At 57.2% G+C, this 25,276-nt stretch carries 25 protein-coding genes; 16 read left to right on the top strand and 9 right to left on the bottom strand.

What is annotated here, in order from left to right:
* Positions 1-26 precede the first annotated feature (26 nt).
* Positions 27-452: a VOC family protein gene (locus Q1K07_RS13645; protein WP_300311782.1), complete on the bottom strand. Its 426-nt coding sequence runs from the start codon at positions 450-452 to the stop codon at positions 27-29.
* Between the two features lie 147 nt (positions 453-599).
* On the opposite strand from Q1K07_RS13645, the gene Q1K07_RS13640 reads away from it, so the two are divergent.
* The gene (locus Q1K07_RS13640; protein ID WP_300311780.1) at positions 600-1,472 is read left to right on the top strand and encodes a LysR substrate-binding domain-containing protein; all 873 of its coding nucleotides are present in this window, start codon (positions 600-602) and stop codon (positions 1,470-1,472) included.
* Between the two features lie 20 nt (positions 1,473-1,492).
* Here Q1K07_RS13640 and Q1K07_RS13635 read toward each other — a convergent pair whose 3' ends face one another.
* Entirely contained in the window at positions 1,493-2,164 is a 672-nt protein-coding gene (locus tag Q1K07_RS13635) for a nitroreductase (RefSeq protein ID WP_300311777.1), read from the bottom strand.
* Positions 2,165-2,313: 149 nt separating this feature from the next.
* Between Q1K07_RS13635 and Q1K07_RS13630 the strand changes: the two genes are divergently transcribed.
* The 5 genes from Q1K07_RS13630 to Q1K07_RS13610 all read left to right on the top strand — a co-directional run bounded on the left by Q1K07_RS13630 (position 2,314) and on the right by Q1K07_RS13610 (position 7,545).
* Entirely contained in the window at positions 2,314-2,811 is a 498-nt protein-coding gene (locus Q1K07_RS13630; protein WP_300311774.1) for a plastocyanin/azurin family copper-binding protein, read from the top strand.
* A gap of 7 nt (positions 2,812-2,818) precedes the next feature.
* A complete protein-coding gene (locus Q1K07_RS13625) occupies positions 2,819-3,484 on the top strand; it encodes a response regulator transcription factor (protein WP_300311772.1) in 666 nt (221 codons plus the stop codon).
* Complete coding sequence (locus tag Q1K07_RS13620; RefSeq protein ID WP_300311769.1) at positions 3,465-4,802, top strand: sensor histidine kinase; 1,338 nt, start codon at positions 3,465-3,467, stop codon at positions 4,800-4,802. Before Q1K07_RS13625 ends, Q1K07_RS13620 begins: the two co-directional genes overlap by 20 nt.
* Before the next feature lie 117 nt (positions 4,803-4,919).
* A complete protein-coding gene (locus Q1K07_RS13615; RefSeq protein ID WP_300311767.1) occupies positions 4,920-6,767 on the top strand; it encodes a copper resistance system multicopper oxidase in 1,848 nt (615 codons plus the stop codon).
* A 10-nt stretch (positions 6,768-6,777) separates the two neighbouring features.
* Entirely contained in the window at positions 6,778-7,545 is a 768-nt protein-coding gene (locus Q1K07_RS13610) for a copper resistance protein B (protein WP_300311765.1), read from the top strand.
* A 24-nt stretch (positions 7,546-7,569) separates the two neighbouring features.
* Here Q1K07_RS13610 and Q1K07_RS13605 read toward each other — a convergent pair whose 3' ends face one another.
* Positions 7,570-9,426, bottom strand: coding sequence for an amidohydrolase (locus Q1K07_RS13605; protein ID WP_300311762.1), 1,857 nt, complete (start codon positions 9,424-9,426; stop codon positions 7,570-7,572).
* Between the two features lie 50 nt (positions 9,427-9,476).
* On the opposite strand from Q1K07_RS13605, the gene Q1K07_RS13600 reads away from it, so the two are divergent.
* On the top strand, positions 9,477-9,599 hold the full coding sequence (locus Q1K07_RS13600) for a hypothetical protein (protein ID WP_300311759.1): 123 nt from the start codon (positions 9,477-9,479) through the stop codon (positions 9,597-9,599).
* A gap of 176 nt (positions 9,600-9,775) precedes the next feature.
* On the opposite strand, the gene cobO is transcribed toward Q1K07_RS13600, so the two are convergent.
* Positions 9,776-10,375, bottom strand: a complete 600-nt coding sequence (gene cobO / locus Q1K07_RS13595; RefSeq protein ID WP_300311756.1) for a cob(I)yrinic acid a,c-diamide adenosyltransferase — start codon at positions 10,373-10,375, stop codon at positions 9,776-9,778.
* A gap of 79 nt (positions 10,376-10,454) precedes the next feature.
* Positions 10,455-11,933 carry a RimK family protein gene (locus Q1K07_RS13590; protein ID WP_300311754.1) on the bottom strand — a complete coding sequence of 493 codons (1,479 nt, stop codon included), beginning with the start codon at positions 11,931-11,933 and terminating at the stop codon, positions 10,455-10,457.
* Between the two features lie 240 nt (positions 11,934-12,173).
* Here Q1K07_RS13590 and Q1K07_RS13585 point away from each other — a divergent pair, with 240 nt between their 5' ends.
* The 4 genes from Q1K07_RS13585 to pepN all read left to right on the top strand — a co-directional run bounded on the left by Q1K07_RS13585 (position 12,174) and on the right by pepN (position 16,600).
* A complete protein-coding gene (locus tag Q1K07_RS13585; RefSeq protein ID WP_300311751.1) occupies positions 12,174-12,653 on the top strand; it encodes an N-acetyltransferase in 480 nt (159 codons plus the stop codon).
* A gap of 67 nt (positions 12,654-12,720) precedes the next feature.
* Positions 12,721-13,206: a YajQ family cyclic di-GMP-binding protein gene (locus Q1K07_RS13580; RefSeq protein WP_300311748.1), complete on the top strand. Its 486-nt coding sequence runs from the start codon at positions 12,721-12,723 to the stop codon at positions 13,204-13,206.
* A gap of 197 nt (positions 13,207-13,403) precedes the next feature.
* Positions 13,404-13,787: a YbaN family protein gene (locus tag Q1K07_RS13575; protein ID WP_300311746.1), complete on the top strand. Its 384-nt coding sequence runs from the start codon at positions 13,404-13,406 to the stop codon at positions 13,785-13,787.
* Positions 13,788-13,966: 179 nt separating this feature from the next.
* Positions 13,967-16,600 carry an aminopeptidase N gene (gene pepN / locus Q1K07_RS13570; RefSeq protein ID WP_300311743.1) on the top strand — a complete coding sequence of 878 codons (2,634 nt, stop codon included), beginning with the start codon at positions 13,967-13,969 and terminating at the stop codon, positions 16,598-16,600.
* A gap of 93 nt (positions 16,601-16,693) precedes the next feature.
* Here the strand turns inward: pepN and Q1K07_RS13565 are convergent, their stop codons facing one another.
* The gene (locus Q1K07_RS13565) at positions 16,694-16,981 is read right to left on the bottom strand and encodes a hypothetical protein (protein ID WP_300311740.1); all 288 of its coding nucleotides are present in this window, start codon (positions 16,979-16,981) and stop codon (positions 16,694-16,696) included.
* An 83-nt stretch (positions 16,982-17,064) separates the two neighbouring features.
* Positions 17,065-18,687: a cation:proton antiporter family protein gene (locus tag Q1K07_RS13560; protein WP_300311737.1), complete on the bottom strand. Its 1,623-nt coding sequence runs from the start codon at positions 18,685-18,687 to the stop codon at positions 17,065-17,067.
* Between the two features lie 320 nt (positions 18,688-19,007).
* Between Q1K07_RS13560 and yegS the strand changes: the two genes are divergently transcribed.
* Both yegS and Q1K07_RS13550 read left to right on the top strand, forming a co-directional pair.
* Positions 19,008-19,937, top strand: coding sequence for a lipid kinase YegS (gene yegS / locus Q1K07_RS13555; RefSeq protein WP_300311735.1), 930 nt, complete (start codon positions 19,008-19,010; stop codon positions 19,935-19,937).
* Positions 19,938-20,147: 210 nt separating this feature from the next.
* A complete protein-coding gene (locus Q1K07_RS13550; RefSeq protein WP_300311732.1) occupies positions 20,148-20,867 on the top strand; it encodes a hypothetical protein in 720 nt (239 codons plus the stop codon).
* A 130-nt stretch (positions 20,868-20,997) separates the two neighbouring features.
* Here Q1K07_RS13550 and Q1K07_RS13545 read toward each other — a convergent pair whose 3' ends face one another.
* Positions 20,998-21,204, bottom strand: coding sequence for a cold-shock protein (locus Q1K07_RS13545; protein ID WP_149285651.1), 207 nt, complete (start codon positions 21,202-21,204; stop codon positions 20,998-21,000).
* A gap of 334 nt (positions 21,205-21,538) precedes the next feature.
* On the opposite strand from Q1K07_RS13545, the gene Q1K07_RS13540 reads away from it, so the two are divergent.
* Both Q1K07_RS13540 and Q1K07_RS13535 read left to right on the top strand, forming a co-directional pair.
* On the top strand, positions 21,539-21,964 hold the full coding sequence (locus Q1K07_RS13540) for a TM2 domain-containing protein (protein WP_149285650.1): 426 nt from the start codon (positions 21,539-21,541) through the stop codon (positions 21,962-21,964).
* Positions 21,964-22,620 (top strand): LysE family translocator, encoded by a 657-nt coding sequence (locus tag Q1K07_RS13535; RefSeq protein ID WP_300311728.1) that lies wholly within the window; start codon positions 21,964-21,966, stop codon positions 22,618-22,620. The genes Q1K07_RS13540 and Q1K07_RS13535 overlap by 1 nt, the downstream gene beginning before the upstream one ends.
* Positions 22,621-22,704: 84 nt before the next feature.
* On the opposite strand, the gene Q1K07_RS13530 is transcribed toward Q1K07_RS13535, so the two are convergent.
* Positions 22,705-24,639, bottom strand: a complete 1,935-nt coding sequence (locus tag Q1K07_RS13530) for a transglycosylase SLT domain-containing protein (RefSeq protein WP_366945076.1) — start codon at positions 24,637-24,639, stop codon at positions 22,705-22,707.
* 207 nt (positions 24,640-24,846) lie between these two features.
* Between Q1K07_RS13530 and Q1K07_RS13525 the strand changes: the two genes are divergently transcribed.
* A complete protein-coding gene (locus tag Q1K07_RS13525; protein ID WP_300311725.1) occupies positions 24,847-25,185 on the top strand; it encodes a YkvA family protein in 339 nt (112 codons plus the stop codon).
* Positions 25,186-25,276 lie beyond the last annotated feature (91 nt).

The following is a 25,276-nucleotide window of genomic DNA, read 5'->3' as shown; positions in this document are numbered from 1 at the left end:
ATGCAGCGCTATCACTTGGCGCGCTATCACTTGGCAAACAGCTGACTCATGTCCTTGAATGCCTTGAACTCCAGCGCGTTGCCGCAGGGGTCGAGGAGGAACATGGTGGCCTGTTCTCCGACCTGTCCCTTGAAGCGAACGTAAGGCTCGATGACAAACTCGGTGCCAAAGGACTTGAGGCGTTCGGCCAAGGCTTCCCATTCTTGCCAACCCAGCACGATACCGAAGTGAGGCACGGGCACGTCATGCCCGTCTACCGGGTTGGTGTGAGCGCTTTCCTGGGAGGGCGTCTTGGGGTGTTCATGGATGACCAGTTGGTGGCCATAGAAATTGAAGTCGACCCAATGGTCACTGGAGCGTCCTTCCTCAAGACCGAACACTTCGCCATAGAAGCGCCGCGTGGCTTGGAGGTCGTAGACAGGGATGGCCAGGTGGAAAGGGGAAAGGCTCATGGGGCTAGCTCCTTGTTCAGTGCACGTCAGTCAATACAAGTCGGTCAATGCACGTCGTCAGTTGTTATGTACCAAGAGTATCCTCGCGCGAGTGACATAAAAATAAAATCAAACTATTTTTATGTGATTCACAAAAAGGATTGATGAATGATTCGCGAGCTGAAGACATTCGTCTGTGTCGCGCGGGAGGGCACTTTCGCCGCTGCCGGGAAACGGGTTGGCCTGACCCAGGCGGCGGTCAGCGCACAGATGAAGCGTCTGGAAGAAGCATTGGGTGTCAGTCTGTTCGAGCGTCAGGGCAGGTCAGCGCGGTTGACTGCGCTGGGGCGCCAGACGCTGGAGCGGGCCCAGGAGCTGATCAGGCTGTATGAGGGCCTGGCTTCGTCCTCCCTGAACCAGGCGGCGACGACGCTGGTGGTGATCGGTGCCATCGCCTCTGTGCAACGTGCCTGGCTGCCCAGAGTGATGGCGCGCTTTCATCGGTACTTTCCCGGTTGCCGCTCACGCGTGGTGCCAGGGCTGTCCATGGACCTGATCAACCAGGTGGATGCTGGAGAAATGGATATGGCGGTGGTCATCCGGCCACCATTCTCCTTGCCGAGTGACCTGAACTGGACGCTGCTGGCACGTGAACCTTTCCGCTTGGTGGTACCCGCCTCGGAAGAAGGCAGCGATTGGCGTGAATTGCTGTCGACCCAACCCTTCGTACGTTATGACCGGGCCTCCTTTGGCGGGCGCAGAGTCGATCGTTTTCTACGTGACATGCACTTCGGTGTGAAGGAAATATGCGAAGTGGATGAACTGGATGCGATCCTCCAACTGGTGGCCAATCATGTTGGTGTGGCACTGGTGCCTGAAACCGCTTCACTGCGCCGCTGGCCGGGCAGTGTACGGGCCATCGATCTGGGAGAGCACACCTTTCATCGTGATATTGGCCTGGTGCATCGTGCGACAGGTCCGCTCAGCGAGCCGATTCACGCTCTGGTTCAGGCGGTATCTACGCTATCTCGCAAGCACTGAATGCTGATGTCCTTGCCGAATCAGTAACCGCTGAAAGTGGTGAATTCGCTGAGCGGTACGCGCTCGGTGACAAAGTGATTTTCCGCTGCGTTGGGATCTTCGTAACCAAGCGAAATACCACACAGCAGGATCTCGTCATCTGTCATGGGCAAGTGCTGGCGCACGACGCCATGATAGCCAGCAAAGGCAGCCTGGGCGCAGGTATGCAGCCCCTGGCCACGGGCTGACACGAGAATATTCTGTACCAGCATGGCGGCATCCATGTAGCTGCCGGTTTCCAGGCGTCGATCGATGGTCACGATCAGGCCAACCGGGGCATCGAAGAACAGAAAGTTTCGCAGCATCTGTCGATGGCGTGCTGGCTTGTCGCCCCGGGCGATACCCAGCTTGTCGTAGAGCCCAAAGCCGCAGGCACGTCGGCGACTGAGATAAGGCTCGAACCACTCGCGGGGGTAGTAGGTGTATTCGGGCTGTTCGGTATCCGGGGAGGAATCTGCGGCGGCAATCAATGCGGTGCTCAAGCGCTCGAGTACCGTACCCGTCACGACATGCACCTTCCAGGGCTGGATATTGCTGCCACTGGGAGCACGACTGGCCACACGCAGGATATGTTCGACCACTTCACGTTCCACCGGTGTTGGCAGGAAACGGCGTACTGACCTGCGTGAGGTGATGGCGTCATCCACGTGCATGAGAGGCTCCAGGAATGAGTTGGGTGCTAACGATATTACGAGCTTCCCACGACACCATGCGAGTTTCCATTCACGGTGCCTGTGTTCAGTCTGGTTTCAGCTTCGAGCGTTATAACAGAATCCACGAATCGGTTTCAGGAGGTGGTGTAATGCGCAGGATTCTACTGATGCTGGGATGTGGTATGGCCTCGGCAGTGGTGTTCGCAGCAGGTTCGCACGAGGGCGGACATGATGCTGTAAAAACTGGGATGGTGAATAGCGCTGACATTGATCGCACCATTCGCGTTGAAGCAGGCGATATCTGGTTCGATACCAAGGAGCTTCAAGTATCTCCAGGTGAGACGATTCGCTTCGAAGTGATCAATACAGGCCAGCTTGAACACGAATTTGTCATCGGTGATGCCGAGGCCCAGCAAGCACATCGTGAGATGATGCAGCAGATGTCAGGCAGTCACGATGCGCATGGCGGTCATGATATGGCCGAAGGCGAACATGGTGGTAGCATGCAGGCAGTCACCGTGGCGCCGGGTGAAACAAAGGAACTGGTATGGACCGCGCCACAGGATGTCGCCCAACTGGAATATGCCTGCAACATTCCGGGGCACTATGAAGTGGGCATGACAGGAACCATCGATCTCGGAGCATAGTGCGCATATGAAACTGTTGCTGCTTGAAGATGATGACCTCCTTGCCGAGAGTCTGATGGAGTGTCTGCAAGACAGCGGCTATCGCGTTGACCTGGCCACCTCATTGAGTGTGGCCAGGTCGCTTATGGGAACGGAAAGCTATGCACTGGCGGTGCTGGATCTTGGCTTGCCGGACGGCTCTGGACTGGACCTCATGAACCAGTGGCGCCAGCAGGGCCGTGACCTGCCCATTCTGATCCTCACTGCCCGCGATACCTGGGAAGACAAGGTGGTAGGTCTTGAAGGCGGGGCCGATGACTATCTGACCAAACCCTTCCATGAAGCCGAGTTGCTGGCACGCATCAAGGCGCTGCTGCGACGACGCACCGGACATGTACAGCAAGCGGTATCCCTCAACGGAATTTCGCTGGATGAAGCGAACCAATGCGTCAGGCTTCAGGATGGCAATTGGCATATGCTGACCGGAACGGAGTTCCGTCTGCTGCGCTATCTCATGCATCACCCTGACCGGGTGCTGTCCAAGGATCACTTGCTCAATCAGCTTTACTCCCTTGACCAGGATGCTGCGGCACCCAATCTGGTGGAGGTCTATGTGGCCCGTTTGCGTCGTCTATTGGGCAAGGATCTGATCCAGACTCGCCGAGGGCAGGGTTATGTTTTCGTTTCGCGTTGACCGACGCAGCCTGCGTTTTCGTCTGCTTGCCTGGTTATCGAGCATCGCTATTGTGGTGGTGGTGGCAACCTGGGTACTGCATGGCATTCTGCTCAATCGGCTAGCCCAGGATTTCCTTGGTGAGCGTTTGCACCGTGAAGCGCTTCATGCCGTCGAGCAGCTCCGCGATGATCGCAGTTCGACGTCGTTGATGCTGGATTCGGCAAGCCGCGGTTATCAAGTCTTTCATCATCTCTATGTGCTCAAGGTGGGCGATGATGTCAGAACATCCAATCCTGAGTGGTCGCAGGATCTGGAACCATTGCTCACTGATGAAGACAGTGGACTGACTGAGCTCACCATTGGGCAGCAACGTTTACTGGTCTATCGGCAACCTTTCTCCCTTGAAGGCGAACCTGGAGTGTTGCTGGTCGGCGAGGATTTTTCGCAGGTGGAAGCCGGGCTTGCCACTTTGCATTGGTGGGTCGGTGCCATTGCCGGTGCCTTGCTGTTGATGTTGGCCACGCTCAACCTGCTGGCAGTGAATCGTGGTCTGATGCCGCTGGCGCATCTGCAGCGCCAGTTGGAAGCGTTGCAGGCTGGCCAGCGTCAGCGTCTATCCGTGCAAGCAGCGTCAGAGCTTGATGGGTTGGTGACGCAGCTCAATCGTTTTATCGATGAAATCGAAAATCGGCTGACACGTTCACGCGAGTCCCTGGCCAACCTTTCCCATGCACTCAAGACGCCATTGGCCGCGGTAACCCAGGTGTTACGTGGATCGCGGCCTATCGATGACGAACGCCGAGAACGTCTGCTTCAGCGTATGGAAGATATGCAGGCGCTGCTCGAGGCGGAGTTACGGCGGTCGAGGATTGCCGGTCCTCATGCCGGACGCATGGCCAGCCTGCAGCGCGACAGTCAGCGTCTGGTCGAAATGTTCCGTGGTCTGTATCCCTCCAAGCGCTACGAGCTGGCATTGCTGACGAAAGAGGGTGAGGCAGAGAGGGTATTGCCGGTGGAGTCGCAGGACTTTTCAGAAATGCTGGGTGTGCTGCTCGACAATGCCGGGAAATGGTCAGCCAGCCAGGTCTGGTGCTCGATCGAAGTGGGGGACAAGGTGGTGATCACGGTAGAGGATGATGGTTCCGGCGTGCCGCCTGACGCTCTTCCCAATCTGGCAAGGCGAGGTGTCCGCTTCGATGAACGTCAACCTGGTTATGGGTTGGGGTTGTCGATTCTTGACCAGTTGATTGCGCGCTATTCCGGCAAGCTCGATTTCATGTCCAGCCCTCATGGCGGCTTGCGAGTGGTCATCGTACTGCCTGCCTTGAATGACTGAGTGGCAGTGACCAGGTAGGCGACCAGGTAAGTGACGTGAAGGAAGGAGAAGGGATTCAGGGTGAATTCAGGAACCTCCGTCAATATGAGGAAAGTAAAATATTGACGGGAGTCGCGCATGACAAATTCGATGGTCATCTCTCGCCGCCAACTGCTCAAAGGCGGCGCTGCTTTGGGTATGGGATCGGCTGCGGCCATGGGGCTTCAACCCGCTTGGGCGAACCCTTGGGGCCAGGCCACAGCTTATTCGAAAGGTATCGAGAACGGACCTGAAATTTCCCTGGCTATCCGTCGTGAAGCATTGCCCATAGCCGGGAAAGTCGCCCACCCAGTTACCCTCAATGGCACGAGTCCTGGGCCTTTGATTCGCCTGCAGGAAGGCCAGGATGCGGTACTCAAGGTGACCAACCTGCTTGATGAGCCCTCGTCGATCCACTGGCATGGCCTGATCCTGCCGGCCAACATGGATGGCGTACCCGGGGTGAGTTTTGCTGGCATCGCGCCAGGGGAGACCTTCACCTATCGTTTTCCTGTGCGCCAGAACGGAACTTACTGGTATCACAGCCATTCAGGGCTCCAGGAACAGGTCGGCCATCTTGGCCCACTGATCATCGACCCCGAAACACCTGAACCGATTCGTTACGACCGTGAACATGTGCTGTTGTTGAGCGACTGGACCTACGAAGACCCGATGACGGTCTTCCGCAATCTGAAGAGCACCGAGGGGTACTACAACCTTCAGGAACGTACGGTGGCGGACTTTTTCGCTGACGTAAGTGACAAGGGCTTCGCTGAAACGGCAGAGATGCGTGGCATGTGGGCGAAGATGCGCATGAGCTCGCGGGATATCGCTGACGTAACCGGTAGTACCTATACCTACCTGCTCAATGGCCACTCAGTGGAAGAGAACTGGACAGCATTGTTCAAACCGGGCGAGCGAGTGCGATTGCGGGTGATCAATGGCTCGGCCATGACCTATTTCGATGTGCGTATTCCTGGACTAAAGATGACGGTGGTCGCGGCTGATGGTCAGCCGGTTCAGCCGGTGCCGGTCGATGAGTTCCGTATTGCCGTGGCAGAAACCTTCGATGTCATTGTGACCCCCGAGGCAGATCAGGCGTACACCATCTTCGCTGAAACCATGGATCGTAGTGGTTATGCCAGAGCCACTCTGGCTTCTCGCGAAGGTATGGCGGCAGAGATTCCCGAGCGGCGCAGGATTGCTGACCGAGGGATGGAAGCCATGGGGGCTCACGATATGTCGGGGATGGATCATTCCAACATGGCAGGCATGGATCATTCCAACATGGCGGGGATGGATCATTCCAATATGGCGGAGATGGATCATTCCAATATGGCGGAGATGGATCACTCCAGCATGGCGGAGATGGACCATTCCAATATGGCGGAAATGGACCATTCGAGCATGCAGGGCGCGGGATATGCCGGTGCCGATCAGACCGCGGCAACGGGTGAGGGGCTGGCACCCGGTATGGCTCAGCCGGGCTCTCAGTATGACCAGGCGGGCATAGGCCTTGATCCGCAGGAACGTCGTGTCCTGCTCTATTCCGATCTCAAGTCTTTTGCTCCATGGCCGGATCGACGTCCACCAGGCCGTGAGATGGAGCTGCGTCTGACTGGCAACATGGCGCGCTACATGTGGTCCTTCGATGGCAAGAAATTCAGCGAGGTCAGTGGCCCGATTCACTTCACCAAGGATGAGCGCCTGCGCCTGATTCTGGTCAACGAGACGATGATGGAGCACCCCATCCACCTGCATGGCATGTGGATGGAGCTGGAGAACGGGCAGGGCGAGCTGATTCCGCGCAAGCATACGCTGAACATCAAGCCGGGGGAGCGTGTCTCTGCATTGATCACAGCCGATGCCGAGGGCAGCTGGGCTTTTCATTGCCATCTGCTTTATCACATGCATGCGGGCATGTTCCGTGTGGTCAAGGTTGCCTGAGGGGGACGCCATGAAGAGTACCAAGAGAGTCATCGTTTCGGGCGTTCTGCTGTGGGTGCCTATGTCCGTTGTCCATGCCGAGGATGGTTACGACGTACCGCAAGACTGGCCCTCGCCGATGGAAGAACATGCCATGGGAGTGGCAAGTTTCGACCGCCTGGAATACGTCATACCCGACAAGGGCCCGGAGGCGTTGGTGTGGGAGTTCGAGGGCTGGTATGGCGGTGATATCAACCGGCTGTATCTGAAGTCGGAAGGCCGCAACGTCCAGGGCGACGATCAGGATGCTGAGTTTGAGTCCCTGGAGCTGCTCTACAGTCGGCTGGTTGCAGACTTCTGGGAAGCGCAGGTGGGCCTGGGGCATCAGGGCGGGGTGTTCTCTAATGACTACGCCAAGCGCACCTACGGGGTATTCGGGCTGATGGGTACCATGCCCTATGGTATTGAGACAGACGTGGCCTTGAGAGTCAGTGAGGATGGCGATGCCTGGGCTACGCTGGAAGGCGAATACGATCTGCGCCTGACTCAACGGCTGACGCTGCAGCCACGTACCGAAATCCTGCTGGCTGGCAGCGAAACCAAGGAATTCGAGATCTTTGAAGGGATGAACTCGCTGCGCGTCGGCATGCGGCTCGGCTATGAAGTCAGCCGTCGCTTCGTGCCCTATGTCGGCGGCTACTGGGAAAAGCAGTATGGCGATACCGCTGACCACAGCCGGGCTCATGGCGAGCCGACTGAGGATACCGGGGTGGTGGCAGGCGTCAGGCTGATGTTCTGAGGAAGCACCGCCTGACGCTGTGACTCAGTGTTTGCTGTCATCTGCCTGATGAACGACTTTCCCTCCGACCATGGTCACCAGGACTTGGGTATCGGAGATATCCTCGGGGGGAATCTCGAACAGGTTACGGTCCAGGATCAGCAAGTCGGCGAGCTTGCCTTCTTCGAGGGAGCCCGTGACATCGTCCTGGTGCATGGCATAGGCGGCATTGAGCGTAATCCCGCGCAATGCATCTTTCAGTGACAGGGCTTGCTGTTCTGCGTTGACATCTCCTGCATAGCGGGGGAATTCCGGTCCCCAATCGGCTTCGCGCAATACCGCTGCTTCGATGGCGAACCAGTGGTCAAGCGGATCCACCGGATAGTCGCTGCCATAGGCAATCTTGGCACCTGCCGCCTGAAGCTGGCCTTCTGGCTCATAGCCAGCCCAGCGCTCGGTACCGAGATAAGGCTTCACCGCATCGGTGGAGTCCGGCGCTGGCTTGGCCCATTGGTAGGACATCACCGGGACCACGCCGAGGCTGGCGAAGCGCCCGTGGTCGGTGCTGTCGACCAGTTCGGCATGAGACATCAGTGGGCGGGAATCGCCAGCCTGGTCATAGCCTGCGGACTCGTCGTCGGTGCCATCATTGCCTCGCAAGGCAGCGAAGGCATTCAAAGCATTGCGCACGGCACGATCACCGATGGCGTGAATCTGAGTCTGATAGCCGCTTTCAGCGAGGCGGGCTGCCATGGTGCCTAATGTTTCGGCATCGATATAGGCTTCGCCGCGCTTGTCACCAGGCTCCCAGTGAGGCGACTTAGTATTGCCGGTATTGACGAGGTAAGGCTCAAGCAGTGCCGCTGTCTGGGTGGGTGCTTGGAGAATGCCGTCGGCCATGATTTCTCCTACGCCATCGATGGATAGCCCAGGTTCGGCGACCAGGCGAGGGCCTTGCTGGTCTTGCGAGCGCCAGGCATAGACCTGTCGAGGTAACTGCTGCGTGCGTTCATAGGTAGCGCGCATGTCATCGAGCTCGGCGATGAAGGCGTTGAGTTCGTCACCGCTCTTGGCACCTGAGTCAATGAGAAAGTGAGCACGGGCCGGCAATTCATGGCGGTCGCGCAGCTCGGCGAAGGTGGCAACCGTTTCACGATCCATGCTCTGGGCCTGGAAGCTGGTCACGCCCTCCGCGATCAATGCCTGCATGCCCTGACGAGCAGATTCCAGTGGATCGATTGGTGGCTGTTCGGGTATGGCTTCGTCGACCAGGAACTGGGCACCATCGTAAAGCCAGCCGTCGGGGGTACCATCATCGTTGCGTCCAATGACGCCATCGCTCGGGTTGGGTGTGTCGACATCGATACCGGCTAATGCAAGGGCTCGGGAGTTGGCCAGTGCCGAATGGCCCCAGACATCATAAATGATGATCGGGCGCTCGCTGTCCAGTTCATCAAGCAGAGCCTTTGATACCTGAGTACCCTGGGGTGTCAGGAATTGCACGTACCAGTGCTGAACCGTCAGCCAGTCATCATTGTTGCTGCCATATTCAGGGTTGCCAAGACAATCTTTGAGGTGTGACTTGAAGTCCTCGACGCTGAATGGCTGGTAATCGAGGTCACATTGCGGACGCTCGGCACTGATGCCGTGGATGTGGGCATCCTGCAGGCCAGGCATGACCATCTTCCCATCCAGGTCGATGACGCGAGTGTTCGGACCGATGAAATCTTCGGCACCGGTATCATCACCAACATAAACGATGACACCATCGCGGACCGCCAGTGCCTGGGCCGTGGAGTCTTCGGCATCGACAGTATGGATGACGCCATCCTGCATGACCGTGTCGGCAGGCTGATCGGCAGCCAAGGTGGTGCCAGGGTGCAGGCTCAATGCGCTCAACATGCCCAGGGTCAGAGCATGGCAAGACATGGAACGGGCGGAGAGTATTCTGGATGAAGTTGGTGTCTGAAAGGGGAGCAACCGGAACGATCGTACTCGGAAAGATGGTGTGGTTGTCGCTGTCATTGTCATTGTCCTTCCACTGGAATGAAGAAGTGGCGGTGGTGCTTCAGTAGCCAGTGCTTGGCTACTGGTTGACCATAGAAGGACATTTGAAGCGTTTGATATACCCCAATGAGGATAGGCTTCGGGCATCACCGGACGTGATCGCTGGTGAGCCTCGTCATCCGTGCAACAGTGGTGAAGCGGAGGCGTTCTTCGAACGCATGAAGCGGGTCTTCAGGATGACCGTTCAGTAGTCGATGCCTCGCCGGGCTTTCAGGCCGTCGTTGAAGGCATGGCGAACTTCCTGCATCTCGGTAATGGTGTCCGCCATTTCCAACAGGCCGCGATGGGCGTTGCGTCCGGTGATGATCACTGTCTGTTCGCTGGGTCGGTTTTCCAGTGCGGCCGTGACCGTGGCGATATCCAGATAACCAAACTTGAGCATGTAGGTAAGCTCATCAAGCACGACCAGATAAACCTCAGGATCCGCCAACATGCGTTCTGCCTCGCGCCAGACTTCCAGGCAGGCGGCTGTGTCGCTTTCCCGGTTCTGGGTATCCCAGGTAAAGCCGGTCGCCATGATGGCCACATCGAGATTGGGGTCTTCGACAAGGCGTTCGCGTTCGCCACATTCCCACAAGCCCTTGATGAACTGCACCACGCCGACGCGATAGCCGTAGCCCAGGGCGCGAGTCACTGTGCCCCAGGCAGCGGTGGTCTTGCCCTTGCCATTGCCGGTGAAGACCATCAGCAGGCCTCGTTCCTCGGTGGCCGCTGCGACTTTGTCATCGACATGCTGCTTGAGCTTCTGCATGGCATTCTTGTGGCGAGTGTCACGATCCGTCATCAGGGGCCTCATGGATATCCGAGTATGGTGGAATGAGTGCTCAGGGGCACTGGCAGGGTAGCGGAATGCTTCAGCTTCGTCAGCCCGCACGCCCTCGGCCACGGTTTTCCATGCGCTGGAGGAATACTGCCATGATGTTTTCGTAGAGTTTCCTGCCCAGCACAGCATCTTCGATGCCAGCATCGATATTCGGGTTGTCGTTGATCTCGATGACCACCACGCGATCACCGATCTGTTTCAGGTCAACACCATACAGTCCATTGCCAATCAGCCGGGTGGCCTTGAGCGCCGTCTTTATCACAGCCTTCGGTACGTCTTCGATGGCATGGGTAGTGAAGCCACCGCTTTTGACGCTTTTGCCGGAGTGATCATAGATCTGCCAATGACCCCGTGCCATGAAATAGCGGCTGGCGAAGAGTGGGGTGCCGTTCAGTACACCAATTCGCCAGTCGAATTCTGTCGGCAACCATTCCTGCAGCAGGAGCAGATCTGAACTGGCAAACAGTCGTTGGGCTTCGCGCACCAGCTCATCGGGCGATGAGACCTTGACGATTCCACGAGAGAAGGAGCCATCTGGAACCTTGAGCACCAGGGGGTAATCCATGGCCTGGGCCTGATGCTTCAGGCGCACGGTTGAACTGCGTTGCAGCAGTTGAGCCTGGGGGGTTGGTACTCCCTTTGTACGCAGCAGTTCGTGAAGATATACCTTGTTAGTGCAGCGTAGAATATCCTGTGGTGCATCGATGACGCACAGGCCTTCATGCTCGGCGCGCCGGGCCAGGCGCCAGGTATGGTGATCCAGCGCCGTGGTCTCACGCAGGAACAGGCCATCGAATTCGGCCAGCCGGCCGGCATCACGATGCGTGATCAAGGCCACATCAATGCCACAGCGTCGACCTGCCCGGATGAATGCCTTGAGAGCACCTTTGTTACTGGGCGGCAGGCGCTCTTCGGGATTGACCAGCATGGCCAGATCGAAACGATAGCGACGCTTGGAGCGTGGTGTACGCCAGATGTCACGGGAATAACGGTTGAGGGCACGAGAGAACAGCTCCTGGCTGTCCACGTTCAAGCTCTTGAGCGATAGCGGACGCACCCGAAGCAGGCGCCAACCGGTAATCCTGCGTTCTAACCGGGCTTCCAGCAGAGGGCAGGGCAAACGCTCGAACAGGCGCCGCGAGAACCTGGAAAGGCGTGGGTCGTGGCATTCGCCGAACATCACCTCGATGGTCATGCTGTCCATGTATTCATCGCGCAGCAGGTCGTTCAGTTCCTCAAGGGCTGGGGTCAGGCCTTCAAGCTGCATGGCGGTGGTGGACTTCCTGCGCAAGGTGTTCAGGGTATCGACGCTGGGTAATACTCGAGAACCTCGTGCCTGGGCAAGCAATGACACATAGTAGCCACGACCTAGATAATCCAGGTTGGTGCACAGGTTGATGATGCGTTTGGGCGTGTGCTCGATCTGAGCCAGAAAAGTGTCGGCCTCAATCAGGTCATCGGTCGGGTAATAGGGACGCCAGTCGTCGCTGCGATCGACGACGATTCTCAGAGCACACATGGCGGCGTGATCCTCAAGAAGATAGGGAAAGAAACTCACAGTGAGGCAGAAAGGGGACTGATGTCAGCGTGGCGCAAGAATGCGCTTGAGTCTGGTGGAAAACAAGCCACTTCCCGTTTGAAATAAATTCATGCTGAGCAGGTGCTGACAAAGGTAGAATTCAGCACTCAGCGGCCTCATGTCTGCCGTTGTTCCCTGTTCTGATGCTTCGTTGCCTTGTTATTGTGGATGATCGCTGTCATGTCCGCCCAGGTCCGCCCTGCTACACCTGCTGATCTCGCCGCCTTGGTCGAGCTGGAAAATACCGTTTTCTCCGGGGACCGCTTTTCCCGGCGCCAGTTATGGCACCTGCTCAACCGTGCCAATGCTCATACCCTGGTGGCGGAAGACGCATCAGGAGTCCTCGGTTATGGCACCTTGCTGATGCGGCGTGGCAGCAAGACGGCACGTCTTTATTCCCTGGGCATCGCTCCCCGGGCGCGTGGTGGTGGCCTGGGACGGCGTCTGCTGGAAGCGCTGGCAGCCGATGGACAGGCACTTGGCTGTACATGGCTGTCGCTGGAGGTGCGGGCCGATAACCGTATCGCGCTGGGGATGTATCGACGCTTCGGATTTCGCCTGGATAGCTGGCTGGATGACTACTACGAGGATGGCTGTGCGGCCTGGCGAATGCGCAAGGCCTTGGTGGCGCAAGAGCCGAAGTCTTCTCTTGCATGTTGAAAGCATGGCTCGCCTAACGCCACCATCTTGTTAGAATGCCCCTTTCCTTTGCCCACTGGGAGCTCACATGCCCTCATTTGATATCGTCTCTGAATTCGATCGCCACGAAGCACAGAATGCCGTGGATCAGGCCAATCGCGAAGTGCAGGGCCGTTTTGATTTCCGTGGTGTGGACGCCAGCTTCGAGCTGAACGGGCAAGAGGTGGCGTTGACGGCCGAGGTGGATTTCCAACTCAAGCAAATGCTGGATGTGCTGCGTAACAAGCTGATTGCGCGTGGCATCGACCCACGAGTCATGGATGAACAGAACCCTGAATTGTCCGGTGTCAAGGCACGTCAGAGCGTCAATCTCAAGCAGGGTCTGGAGCAGAAGGAAGCCAAGGATATCGTCAAGCGTATCAAGGATTCCAAGCTCAAGGTCCAGGCCCAGATCCAAGGCGAGAAAGTCCGTGTCACAGGCAAGAAACGTGATGACCTGCAAGCCGTCATGGCCCTGCTGCGTGGAGAGGAAGGGCCAGACCTGGCGCTGCAATTCGATAACTTTCGTGATTAAAATGACATTGGCAGCGGGGATGGCCTTGGGGCTGAGATGACTCCGCGGTCAGAGGTGCTGAGGCAAACTGGGCTTGAACATTTAGCTGGATGCTAGCACCTTGATAGTGGAAGCCGATTGGCCAAGCGCTGGCCGTTCGGCTTCAATGAAGAGCAATGGAATGCGTCACCTTTGCTGGCAGCCTCAGGAGCCTTATCTTGCTTAACTCCACCCGACGCCTTTTTTACATCACACTGGCCTGGCTGAGTTTCGCTCTGGGCGTGCTGGGTGCCTTCCTGCCGTTGTTGCCCAGTACCTGTTTTCTGCTGGTGGCCGTCTGGGCTGCGTCCAAGGGCTCTCCCCGATTTGCCAACTGGATTCGCTCACATCCTCGCTTCGGTCCCACGGTTGTTGCCTGGGAAGAATCCGGGGCCATTCCCCGTCATGCCAAATGGCTGGCCATGGTCATGCTGGGCATTTCCATCACCATACTGGCCTTCAGCGTTTCCATTCTGTGGTTGAAGGCGGGACTGATCATTGGACTGGTCTGTCTGGCTATCTGGATCTTCACGCGCCCGGAGCCGGTTTCCCAGTCGTCCTGAATCGGTGGCCTCTAATGTTGCTCCTGTCCCATGATGATCCTGTTTCATGATGAGACAGGGGGTGGTGCCAGGCTCGAGTATTGGTGACTCGGGCCCGTCTTTGAGTCAGGCGCCTTTGCCACCTTACAATTCCGTTAATCTACAAAGCCATCGACTTCTTTTGCATGGAGCATCCCCAGATGTCCGAACATCAACCCATTCACCTGAGCGACTATCGGCCCCCGGCCTATCTGGTCAAGCATACTGAGCTGACCTTTGATCTTGATCCGTCGGCAACGCGAGTCAAGGCGCGCCTGCACCTGCAGCGTCACCCAGAGGCTGATGCGGGAGCTCCTCTGGTGCTCGATGGGGAGACCCTGGAACTCAAGGCCATTGCCATGGATGGCCAGGCCCTGGAAGCGGACGAGTATGAGGTCAGCGAGACGGAACTCAAGGTTTTCCAGGTTCCGGAATCCTTCATCCTCGATACCGAGGTAGAGATCGCGCCAAAGGACAATACGGCTCTGGAAGGGCTGTACCAGTCGGCCAGCATGTATTGCACCCAGTGTGAGGCTGAAGGTTTTCGTCGCATCACCTTCTATCCGGACCGCCCCGATGTAATGGCGACCTTCGCGACAACCGTGATAGGTGACAGTGGAAGTGAGCCGGTACTGCTGTCCAATGGCAACCCGGTGGAACGTGGTGAACTGCCGAATGGTCGTCATTTCGCCACCTGGGAAGATCCGCATCCCAAGCCTTCCTATCTGTTTGCCCTGGTCGCGGGTGATCTGAAGAAGGTGGAAGACCACTTCACGACCATGAGTGGGCGAGACGTCACCCTGCAGATCTGGGTCGAAGAGGAAAACCTCAACAAGACGGAACATGCCATGGCGTCTCTCAAGCGCTCCATGCGCTGGGATGAGGAGGCCTATGGACGCGAGTACGATCTTGATCTGTTCATGATTGTCGCGGTCAATGACTTCAACATGGGGGCCATGGAAAACAAGGGCCTCAATATCTTCAACTCGGCAGCGGTATTGACGCATCCTCAGACCGCGACGGATGCCACTTTCCAGCGGGTTGAAGGGATCGTGGCTCATGAGTATTTCCATAACTGGTCCGGCAACCGTGTCACTTGCCGCGACTGGTTTCAGCTGTCGCTCAAGGAGGGCTTTACGGTCTTCCGCGACCAGAGCTTTTCTGCGGATGTCAATTCGGCTCCGGTCAAGCGTATCGAGGAAGTGTCTTTCTTCCGTACAGCGCAGTTTGCCGAGGATGCTGGGCCCACTTCCCACCCTGTGCGACCGGACAGCTATATCGAGATCGGTAACTTCTACACCCTGACCATCTATGAAAAAGGGGCGGAAGTCGTACGCATGTTGTCGAACCTGTTGGGGGCAGAGACCTTCCGCAAGGGATCGGACCTGTACTTCGCTCGTTTTGATGGCCAGGCGGTGACCATCGAGGACTTCGTCGCCTGCATGGCCGAGGTTTCCGGGCTGGATCTGTCTCAGTTCATGCGCTGGTATTCCCAGGCGGGTACGCCCGAAATCGATGCCGATGGTGAGTATGACTACGCCAATGCCACCTATCGCCTGACATTACGCCAGCGTACTCCTGCCACTCCTGGTCAGCCTGACAAGTTGCCGTTGCATATTCCTGTACGTATGGGGCTGGTAGGCACCAAGAGTGGTCGCGATCTCAACCTGACCCTTGACGGCCAGGACCTGGGTAGCGATACGGTCATTCATCTGCGTGAGGAGGAGCAAGAGTTCCTGTTCACTGATGTGGCTGAAGCACCGGTGCCGTCCCTGCTGCGCGGTTTCTCTGCACCGGTCAAATTGTTCTTCCCCTATTCCCGAGAGGAACTGGCCTTTCTGCTGGCCAACGACAGTGATGGCTTCAACCAATGGGATGCAGGTCAGAGACTGGTATTGTTGGCGCTGGATGACCTTATTGCGGCGCATCGCAATGGTGTGGAGAAGGTCATGGATCAGCGGGTGGTCGATGCTTTCCGTGAACTGCTGTCCCAGGATACCGACGACCAGGCCGTATTGGCGGAAATGCTGACGCTACCCAGTGAAGCTTATATCGCTGAGCAGCAGTTACTGGTGGATGTGGATGCGATTCATGCGGCGCGTGATTTCGTCAAGCAGTCCCTGGCTCATGAGCTGCGCGATGAATTCCTGGCGTTGTATCAGGAAAATCAGAGTGCAGGGGAATACGCACCGACACCGGCGCAGATAGGTCGCCGTGCCTTGAAGAACGTGGCGTTGTCCTACCTGATGAGTATCGAGGATCCGCAGGCTATCATTGCCGCCAAGCAGCAGTTCGATGCCGACCACAACATGACGGATGTACGTCATGCACTGACTCTGCTGGTGCACAGCTCTCGGGTGGATATTGCCGATCCTGCGCTCAAGGCCTTTGGCACCAAGTGGGCTCACGATCCTCTGGTCATGGACCAATGGTTCACTCTGCAGGTGACGCGTCCCCAGGCAGATGCACTCGATCGCGTGCGTTACCTGATGCAGCATCCGGCCTTCTCACTGAAGAACCCCAACAAGGTGCGTGCCCTGATCGGTGCCTTTGCTGGCCAGAACCGGGTCAACTTCCACCGCCTGGATGGTGAAGGCTATCGTCTTCTGGCCGATGTCGTGATTGAGCTCAACCGCCTCAATCCGGAAATTGCCGCACGGATCATCACGCCATTGACTCGCTGGCAGCGTTTTGATGAAGCGCGTCAGGACCTGATGAAGGCAGAACTCGAGCGCATTCGTCAGGAGAAGCTGTCGCCGAACCTGTATGAAATCATCGAGAAGTCCCTGGCCTGATCCGCGCTTCGGACAATGGTGATAAACCAACGCCGCCCTGGCTTTCACCAGGGCGGCGTTTTTGTGGCTGGGGGGCTGGGCTCCGCGTGATCATCAGGGGAGCAATGTGCCCAGCACGACCAGCGCAAACAGTGCCCAGAGAATGGCGGCGATGACGGCACCCCGAATCAGGGCACGAACGGCGCGATAAAGGAAGAATATGCCTAGAGCCAGAAATGCCATGCTGAACAGCGAAGGTGAGATGCCCAGGGAGCTGGACAGCCCATTGGCGAAGCCGGCTGCGGCATCGTCGATCCCGGTGAACATCGCACCCAGGGCATCAACGACAAAACGGATCATGTGGCCGAGGGTTTCCCCAAGCCAGGAGAACAGGTTTTCCATACCGGATTCAGAGTTCCTGAGAAACGCAAGAGGGCAGAGTATCAACATCCGGGGGCGGAGTGGCAAGCCTCCCGTAATGTTACTCAGCCCAGTTGTTCGCTTCGTGTGACGAGTCCGGCTTGCTCTGCAGCGCTGTCGGCCAGGGCCCGTCCTGCTTCGTCATACACGTGATAGACCGCATTGGCGCCGAGTTCACGGATCGGACCGACCTCTTCGGGGTATTCGACGATCGCGGTGATATTGCCTGGGAAATGGCGACTTCTGAGCTGTTTCAGGGCAGACAGGTTTCCGGCATGATGGGGCATCGCTAGCACCACCAGGCGTATCTGAGAAGACATCAGCATCTTGTCCCAGAAGTCGGAATCTACCGCATCACCTTCGAGGATATTGAATCCTTGGCTGCCGAGTGTCTGAACACTCTTGGGATTGGAGTCAATGCCCAGTACCTTGAGACCATGCTCCTTGCTCAGGCGACGGTAAACGCTACGCCCAATGCGCCCCATGCCCAGGACGATGGCTTCGGCATCACCGATGCTGATAGGACGGTCGTCGGCCGACAGGGTGGTGCTATCCATGTTCGGTAAATGCGGCTCGATCCAGCGATAGAACTGCTCGTTGACCGAGTTGATCAGTGCCGAGAGGATAAAGCTCATGGCCACTGCCAGAGACATGACCACCAGCCACTCAGGGGCCATCCAGCCGCTGGATACGGCAATGGTGCTGACGATAAGACCAAACTCGGAATAGTTGCTCAGGCTCAAGGTAGCGAGTATCGATGTGCGGTGCCGCATATGGAAGCGCATCAGGATAATCTGATAGACAAGGCTCTTGAGTGGCAACAGCAGTACCAGTAAGGCGGCTACCCCTAGCGACGACCAAGTCGGTAGTGCCGTGAAGCCGATACTGAAGAAGAAGCCGACCAGCAGTAGCTCCTTGATGTTGAACATGGAGCGCGCCAGGTTCTGGGCGGCAGGATGGGGGGCCAGCAGCAGGCCGATGATCAACGCGCCCAGGTCGCCTTTGATACCGGCCAGCTCGAATAGGCCATAGCCCAGTACCAGTGCCATCATGATGCCGCACAACATCTGCATTTCCCCGTGCCCCATGCGTTCCAGCAATCGACGCATATAGGGAGCCAGGGGAATCAGGGCCAATAATCCAAGAGCCCAGAGGTTGGGTAGCTGGCCAGTGGAGGCTGTGAGAAATATCACGGCAAACAGGTCCTGCATGATCAGGATGCCAATGGCCAAACGGCCATAGGATGTCTGGGTCTCACTGCGTTTTTCGAGGACCTTGACCACGAAAACTGTGCTCGAAAACGATAAGGCAAACGCCAGCACCAGCAAGGCAGGCAGGTCCAGTTCCGAGATCAATGGATTGTCGCTGTTGGCGAGCAACGGCAGAGCGACAGCCTGACCAAGTGCCAGCACTGAGGTCAGGATGGCCACGGTGGTCAGCATGTGCAGGCTGGCGCCTCCCCAGACCTCGTGTCGCAGCAGAGTACGGATGTTGAGCTTGAGTCCGATGGTGAACAGCATCAGAGTGACGCCGAGGTGCGAGACCATCGTCAAGACGGGAATTTCATCATAGCCCATGGCGTTGAGCACAAAGCCGCCTGCCAGAAAACCGACCAGGGGAGGCAGGCGCAGCAACATGGCAACAGCACCTGAGACAAAGGCTGTCAGTATGAAGATGGGTTCAATCATATGGTGTGCAGAGTTCCGTTGCCGGCCATCATGGCCGATCTACAGTCAGTGTACCTGTACCAGGAGGAAGCTCGAAGAATGAATGGTGTGCATGGCCATTGCATGACGATATTGCACAGATGATGTGATATAGCTGAAAGCTCAACATTGAGAGAAGCGGCAACATTGAGAGAAGCAGCAACAATGAAAAGAAGCTGCGGTAGAGGAAAGACCCCAAGGAATCAGAGACGGGTTTTCCGAATGCCGAATGTTGCAATCAATCAATGCTTCTTGGGTGAATCGTGGGATCATGACGGTACGAACGATAAGGACACGTCAGGATGGCTCAGCCGCCAGGTATCAATCGATTGATTCTGAACGGCCAGCGGGCTCAGCAGCCCGAGGTACGTAATGCTGTGTTTGCCTGCCGGCGAGGCGGCTTGCAGATTGAGGTCAGAGTGACCTGGGAGCAGGGCGATGCGCAGCGCCAGGCTTATATGGCAGGTTGCGAGGGAGTGAAACGTGTCATTGCCGGAGGAGGTGATGGCAGTGTCAATGAGGTGGTCAATGGCCTGATGCAACTGCCTCGTGACAAGCGCCCGGAGCTTGCCATCATGCCCTTGGGCAGTGCCAACGATCTGGCTCGTTCATTAGGCCTGCCACCAGGACAGGCGGCATCGCTGGATGCTGCCTGTCGCCTGCCCAGCCGTTGGGTGGATGTGCCGTTGATGAATGATCGCTATTTCATCAACATGGCCACGGGAGGATTCGGTGCCGCAGTGACCAGTTCAACCCCCAAACGTCTCAAGCGTTTGATGGGCGGAGGGGCCTACTCGGTTGTCGGTGCCTTCAAGGCCTGGCGCTACGAGCTCTATCAGGGGCATGTCGCCTGGGAAGGGGATGAATGTCGAGCCGGTATCTTCCTGTTGGCACTGGGCAATGGTGTGCAAGCCGGAGGCGGTCAGAAGCTGACGCCAGCAGCGCGCCTCGATGATGGCCTGCTCGATGTCATGCTGGTGCGAGACTTTGCTTCTCTGAGGCAACTGTATGGGATGATGAAAGAGCTGCGCGCTAGACCATATCACGGCCAGTATGTGGATGCCTTTCGAACGCGTTGGTTGCGCTTCGAGGCAGATGGTGATCACTATCTGCCTCTTACTCTGGATGGTGAACCCTGCTTCCAAAATACGTTCGAAGTGAGTATTTCCCCCTTGGCATTGCGCTTGGTGATGCCGGACAGTTGCCGCTTGGCTGCGCCAGCCGGGGAATAAGGTGAAGAGACCGGCAAACGACGCCTCGAAGTGCAATGTTCCTGAGTTCAAGGGGTTAGCATTTTGAAGAACTATGTTTCGAAAATCAGTGTTCCGAAAATCAGCGTTCTGAAAAGAAAAGTTTTGAAGTGCAATGTTGATAGTTGCACCATGCCTGCCACTTTGGTGCAATTTGAGGCAATGAATGATTCAAATGATGGAGATTGAAGCATGGCACTGACCCTCCGCCAGACTGCAACTGTTGCAGCTCTGGTACTGATACTGGCTGGATGTGACAGTGATGAAGAAGCTGGTGTCAGTGAAGATGCTGGTATCCAGGACAGTGCCCCGGCACAGCAAGATGAAGCCCAGGAGTCAGAAGCCCCACCACCTGCATCGACACCTGAGCCTGGAGCGGCATCTGAATCGGCATCGGCACCTGAACCAGCATCCACATCGGAATCGGCTCCTGCACCTGAGGATGGGGCTGTTGATGATGCGACGACAGCCGAGGAAGGTGAGCTTGGTGAAGCACTAGAGGCGAATCCCGAGGACTCGAGGGAGGTGGATGCCATCATCGAAGAGACCGAGCGCCGTTTCGAAGAAGCCAGTCGCAAGATCGATGAGCAGTTTGAACAGGCCGATAGAGAAGAGCCGAGCGATCAGCCGTTGAATGAGCCTGTGCAGCAGGATGATGCTACTCAGGAAAATGAGGAGGTTCAGGTTCCGGAACCTATCCAGGATGATGGCATCTCTCTGGATGACGAGACCAGTCCCGAGGTCGACGCGATTCTTGAAGAGACCGAGCGCCGTTTCAAAGAAGCCAGTAAAGAGATCGACCAGCAGTTCAAGGAAGCCGAGCGGGAGATACCTGAGTCGGAGATACCTGAAGTTGACGATGAGGGGGCATCTGGAACCTCGACGAACGAGCCGGGGACAGACGCACCATAGCTGTCACGGCGGCGATTTTCTTCATTACAGCCGTTCCAGCGGAAGAAGGCCCACCCCGATGGGGTGAGCCTTGAGGGCGTCAAGCGACGCCAGTGCTGCCAGGGATACCCCGGGCAGCACGGTCAGCGGCTTAATCGGCCAGCTTGATGTTGGAAGCCTGAAGGCCCTTCTTGCCCTGGGTGACGTCGAAGGTAACCTTCTGGCCATCTTGCAGGGACTTGAAGCCTTCAGCCTGAATCTCGGAGAAGTGGGCGAACAGGTCGTCACCACCGTCGTCCGGAGAGATGAAGCCGTAGCCCTTGGTGTCGTTAAACCACTTGACAGTGCCAGTTGCCATTGTCGATTTCCTTAACTCGCTAGATGATAGTGCCGGCTCAGCCATCATGGGGAATTCCGCAATGTGGTCAGAGCCGTATTGCGTGGGCAAGACAAGAGAGAAGGGCGTATTGCGTGTATCGACAGAATCGAGCGATCGACAAATCGAACTACCACTGACGACATTTCCACTTGCTGTCCAACGCTGCGCGCCGGGGCAAACTCCTTAGCATATATAAATACCCAAGGGGTGCTTTACCTCGGCTCGCCAAGTTACTGTAGATCGAAAGAGAGCCCGGCGTCCAGCAACCATCTCAATCGTGAGAGACTGGACATGGAAATGAAAAGGAAATGCCATGAATTCAACCGTCATTCATTCCAATGATACCCATTCCAAAGTGATGGGTTACCTACTGTGGATATTCGGCTTTCTCGGTGCCCATCGCTTTTATTACGGTAAGCCCGTGACTGGCACTATCTGGTTCTTCACCCTGGGGCTTTTCTTCATCGGCTGGATCATCGACCTGTTCCTGATCCCAAGTATGGATCGCCAGGCCGACATGCGCTACCGCAGTGGCCCGATCAACTACAGTGTGTGCTGGATTCTACTGACTTTCCTTGGTGTATTCGGTGTGCACCGGTTCTATATGGGCAAGTGGATCACAGGCTTGATCTATCTGTTTACCGGAGGGCTGTTCCTGATCGGCGTGCTGTATGACTTCTGGACACTCAACGATCAGGTTTCCCAGAAACATGCCGAGCGCATGCGGGCACCGCTGTGATGGCCGGGTTCATTGACGCTCAGTTCTTGCCCTTTGTGGTGGCCTGCACATTGCTCAGCGTGACGCCGGGCGTCGATACCCTGCTGGTGATTCGCAATACCGCTCGTGGTGGTCTGCGTGATGGTGTGCTGACCAGCCTGGCAATCTGCTTCGGGTTATTCGTGCATGCCACCGTTTCGGCGCTGGGAGTCTCGTTGATCCTGCTGCAGTCGGCCTGGGCCTTTGCGCTGCTCAAGCTCCTGGGGGCTGGATATCTGATCTGGCTGGGTATACAGAGCCTGAGGCAGGTAAGGTCCGGTCAGGGGCTGGCAGTAGAAGCAGTAAACGCGGCCACCAGGCAGCAGCGTGGAGGCGTATGGCGTCCGCTGCGTGAGGGATTGCTGTCAAATGTCCTCAACCCCAAGACCATCGTGTTCTACATGGCCTTTCTGCCGCAGTTCATCACGCCTGCCGACCCGGTCCTGGCCAAGTCGCTGTGGCTTGCCGGGGTGCATTTCGTCATCGCCAACATCTGGCAGATATTGGTTGCTGCCATGGTGGGAAGTGCCAGCGCTTGGCTCGCCAAGCCAGCCTTTTCACGTTGGCTCAATGGATTGACAGGCACGGTGCTGGTTGCCTTTGGCGTCAAGCTGGCGTTGACCAACAGGCCAGGATAAAAGAGAGCAGGCACAAAGAAAAAAGCCATTGATGCATACCTTTCCAGGTGATGCACCAATGGCTTGTGGCTTACTGACGGTCAATCAGCGGGATGCCATCAAGGACACGCTATACTGGCTGTTCCTTTCCTGGGGAGTCAGCACGCTGACACCTTGGGTCGAGCCATTGTTGGCCAGGCTCTCGAAGACGACACGGTATTCGAGCACGGCACGGACATAACGACGGGTTTCCTTGAACGGAATATGTTCGACGAACAGGTCGAACTCGCCTGGCGAGGAGCGCAACCACTCATCGACTCGGCCTGGTCCGGCGTTATAAGCAGCGGCAGCGGCAATGCGGTTACCGCTGTAGCGGTCGAGCATATTGCGAATATAGGTGCTGCCCAGCCGGATATTGGTATCAGGTTCTAGCACGCTCCATCCTGGATCACCGATACCGATACGCGAGCCAACCAGAGATGCCGTGCCAGGCATCAGTTGCATCAGGCCGCGTGCACCGGCAGGCGATATAGCACCGGGATTGTAGGCGCTCTCGCGGCGGGCAATTCCCATCAACAGGTAAGGATCTACGCCATTGGCCTGTCCCCAGCGCATGAAATTGTCGCGGTAGGCCGCAGGGAAGCGGTAGGGCAGCGCATCCAGCATCTTGCCGTAGATGGTGGCTTGCACCGCCATGGCAGGCTGACCGGCATTGACGGCGTAATCGGCCAGCAGGCGTGCATCCCTCGGGCTGGCACTTTCCACGGCATGTTTCCACTCCAGGTTGGCCAGGCCGTCCTGGCCAATACGCAGCAGTGCGTTGGTGCGTCTGACGGATGGCCAGCCAGCCACCTGAGCGCGCTCAGCATCGGAGAAACGGTTGTTCTCCATGTTCAGGTTGTAAGGCTGGCCGAGGCGATCTGCGGCGACGAAAGCGAAGAAATCGCGCTGACTGGCCGCCTTGGCGAAGGCGCTTTGGGCCGCTGCGGATTGACCGCGTTGCTCCAGTGCCCGCCCCAGCCAGTATTGCCAGCGTGCGGCACCCTGGGTTTCTGCCGGCATGATACCGACGGTGCGTTCCACTGCGGCCCAGTCACCATCACGAATGGCCAGACGAGCGCGTAGCTCGAAGACTTCTGGATCACTCTGGCGTGGCAATGCCTGGTCGATCCAGCTCAGCATCTGGCGTTGATCGCGGCGCAGACCCCAATACATGATCTCGCGTTCGATGTCCTGGCGATCCTGGGCAGAAAATGGATTCGCCCCTGAAAGCTGCTGCCAGGAGGCCAGGGCACCGGATGCGGAGGTGTGTGCTGCAGCCTTGAGGGCGGCTGGGAAGAAGGCCGTATTGCCTGCACAGTTGGGGCCGATGCAGCTTCCCACACGTGATAGTGCAGAAGGATTGGCGGCGACGCTCTGCTGCGCGGCGACTGCGCTGGACCAGCCAGGACCGATGAGGCCGCTCAAGTGGCTGACCAGACCAGACTGATCATTTTCCCAGGCCAGCATCATGCGCTGCCAGATTTCCTGGTCATTGATTTCGCCCCGGGAGCGTAGCGCGGAGAACAACGTGTTACAGGCATCGGGCTGGGACTTGCCCACCCGCCACAGACGACGTCCCCCTTCAGCGGCCAGCGTTGGATTCTGAGAAAGCTGGGCAGTGTAGTAATGGCACTGCTCTTCCGTCGTCGGTGGCTCGCCGTTGGCCACGGCCAGGACATTGGCGTAGTTGCCCACCTTGCCGTAACGAATAATGGCTTGTTCGCGCATCCATTCGCCCGTCGGAGCATCGCTATTGGCAGAAATGTAGTTCAGGACTTCCTGGGGGCTGGCAGCAGGCAGGCGCTCGCGTAGCTGGTAGTACTCCACATAGCCGTGAAGCTCGTGACCACGAATGGCCGACTCGTTGATCAACGAAAAATTACCGCTACGGGCGGCTTCCAGGGCGGTGCGTATGGCACTGTCGCTACCTTGGGCCATGGCGGTGGCAGGTAGGCTCAATGCTGTGGCCGTCACCAATGGAGTGAGACGGCGAAGCAAGTCTAATGACCTGGCGAATGGCATGGGGTCCCTCCAGAACGGTCGGCTAGATCGTGTTCATGGTCGCCTAGATTGGTGTGCTTTAACAGTCCTGGAAGTAAGGATTTGCTCGCTTGAGCCTTGTGTGCACAGAAGGGTGCCCCCATACCATGCTCAATGCCATGGATCATCATCACTCACCATGGTGCCGCCAGACAGGAGCCGATGATGTCGTTTTGGAACCGTATCCCCGTGATTTCTCGGGTCGCCCAGCGATCACGAGCCTTTCGCCACATCATGAGAGCACTCAAGCTGTTTTTGCCCATGCTTCAGGATGTCTTTTCCGGACGCTACAGGCCTGTGCCCTGGAGTGCCTTTGTGTGGATGGCGCTGGCGCTCGCTTACCTGATTTCGCCCCTGGACCTGATTCCGGATGTCATCTTGCTGTTCGGGCTGGTTGACGATGTGTTCATCGTTGGCTGGCTGTTGACCCGGGTCGACGCCAGCCTGGCGGATTACCGAGCCTGGAAGGGCATATGGGATGCTGAAGAAGACAGCGGAAACTGAAAGACGTTGAGAAATGTTGAAAAAAGATCACTGGCCCCCATATCTCGATGCAGCTCACTGATACGACCTCGCGATGTCGGCTGAGGTCGGT

Source organism: Halomonas sp., from assembly GCF_029263665.1.
In the GTDB taxonomy this organism is placed as follows: domain Bacteria; phylum Pseudomonadota; class Gammaproteobacteria; order Pseudomonadales; family Halomonadaceae; genus Halomonas.
This window is presented reverse-complemented; position numbering and strand designations above follow the sequence as displayed.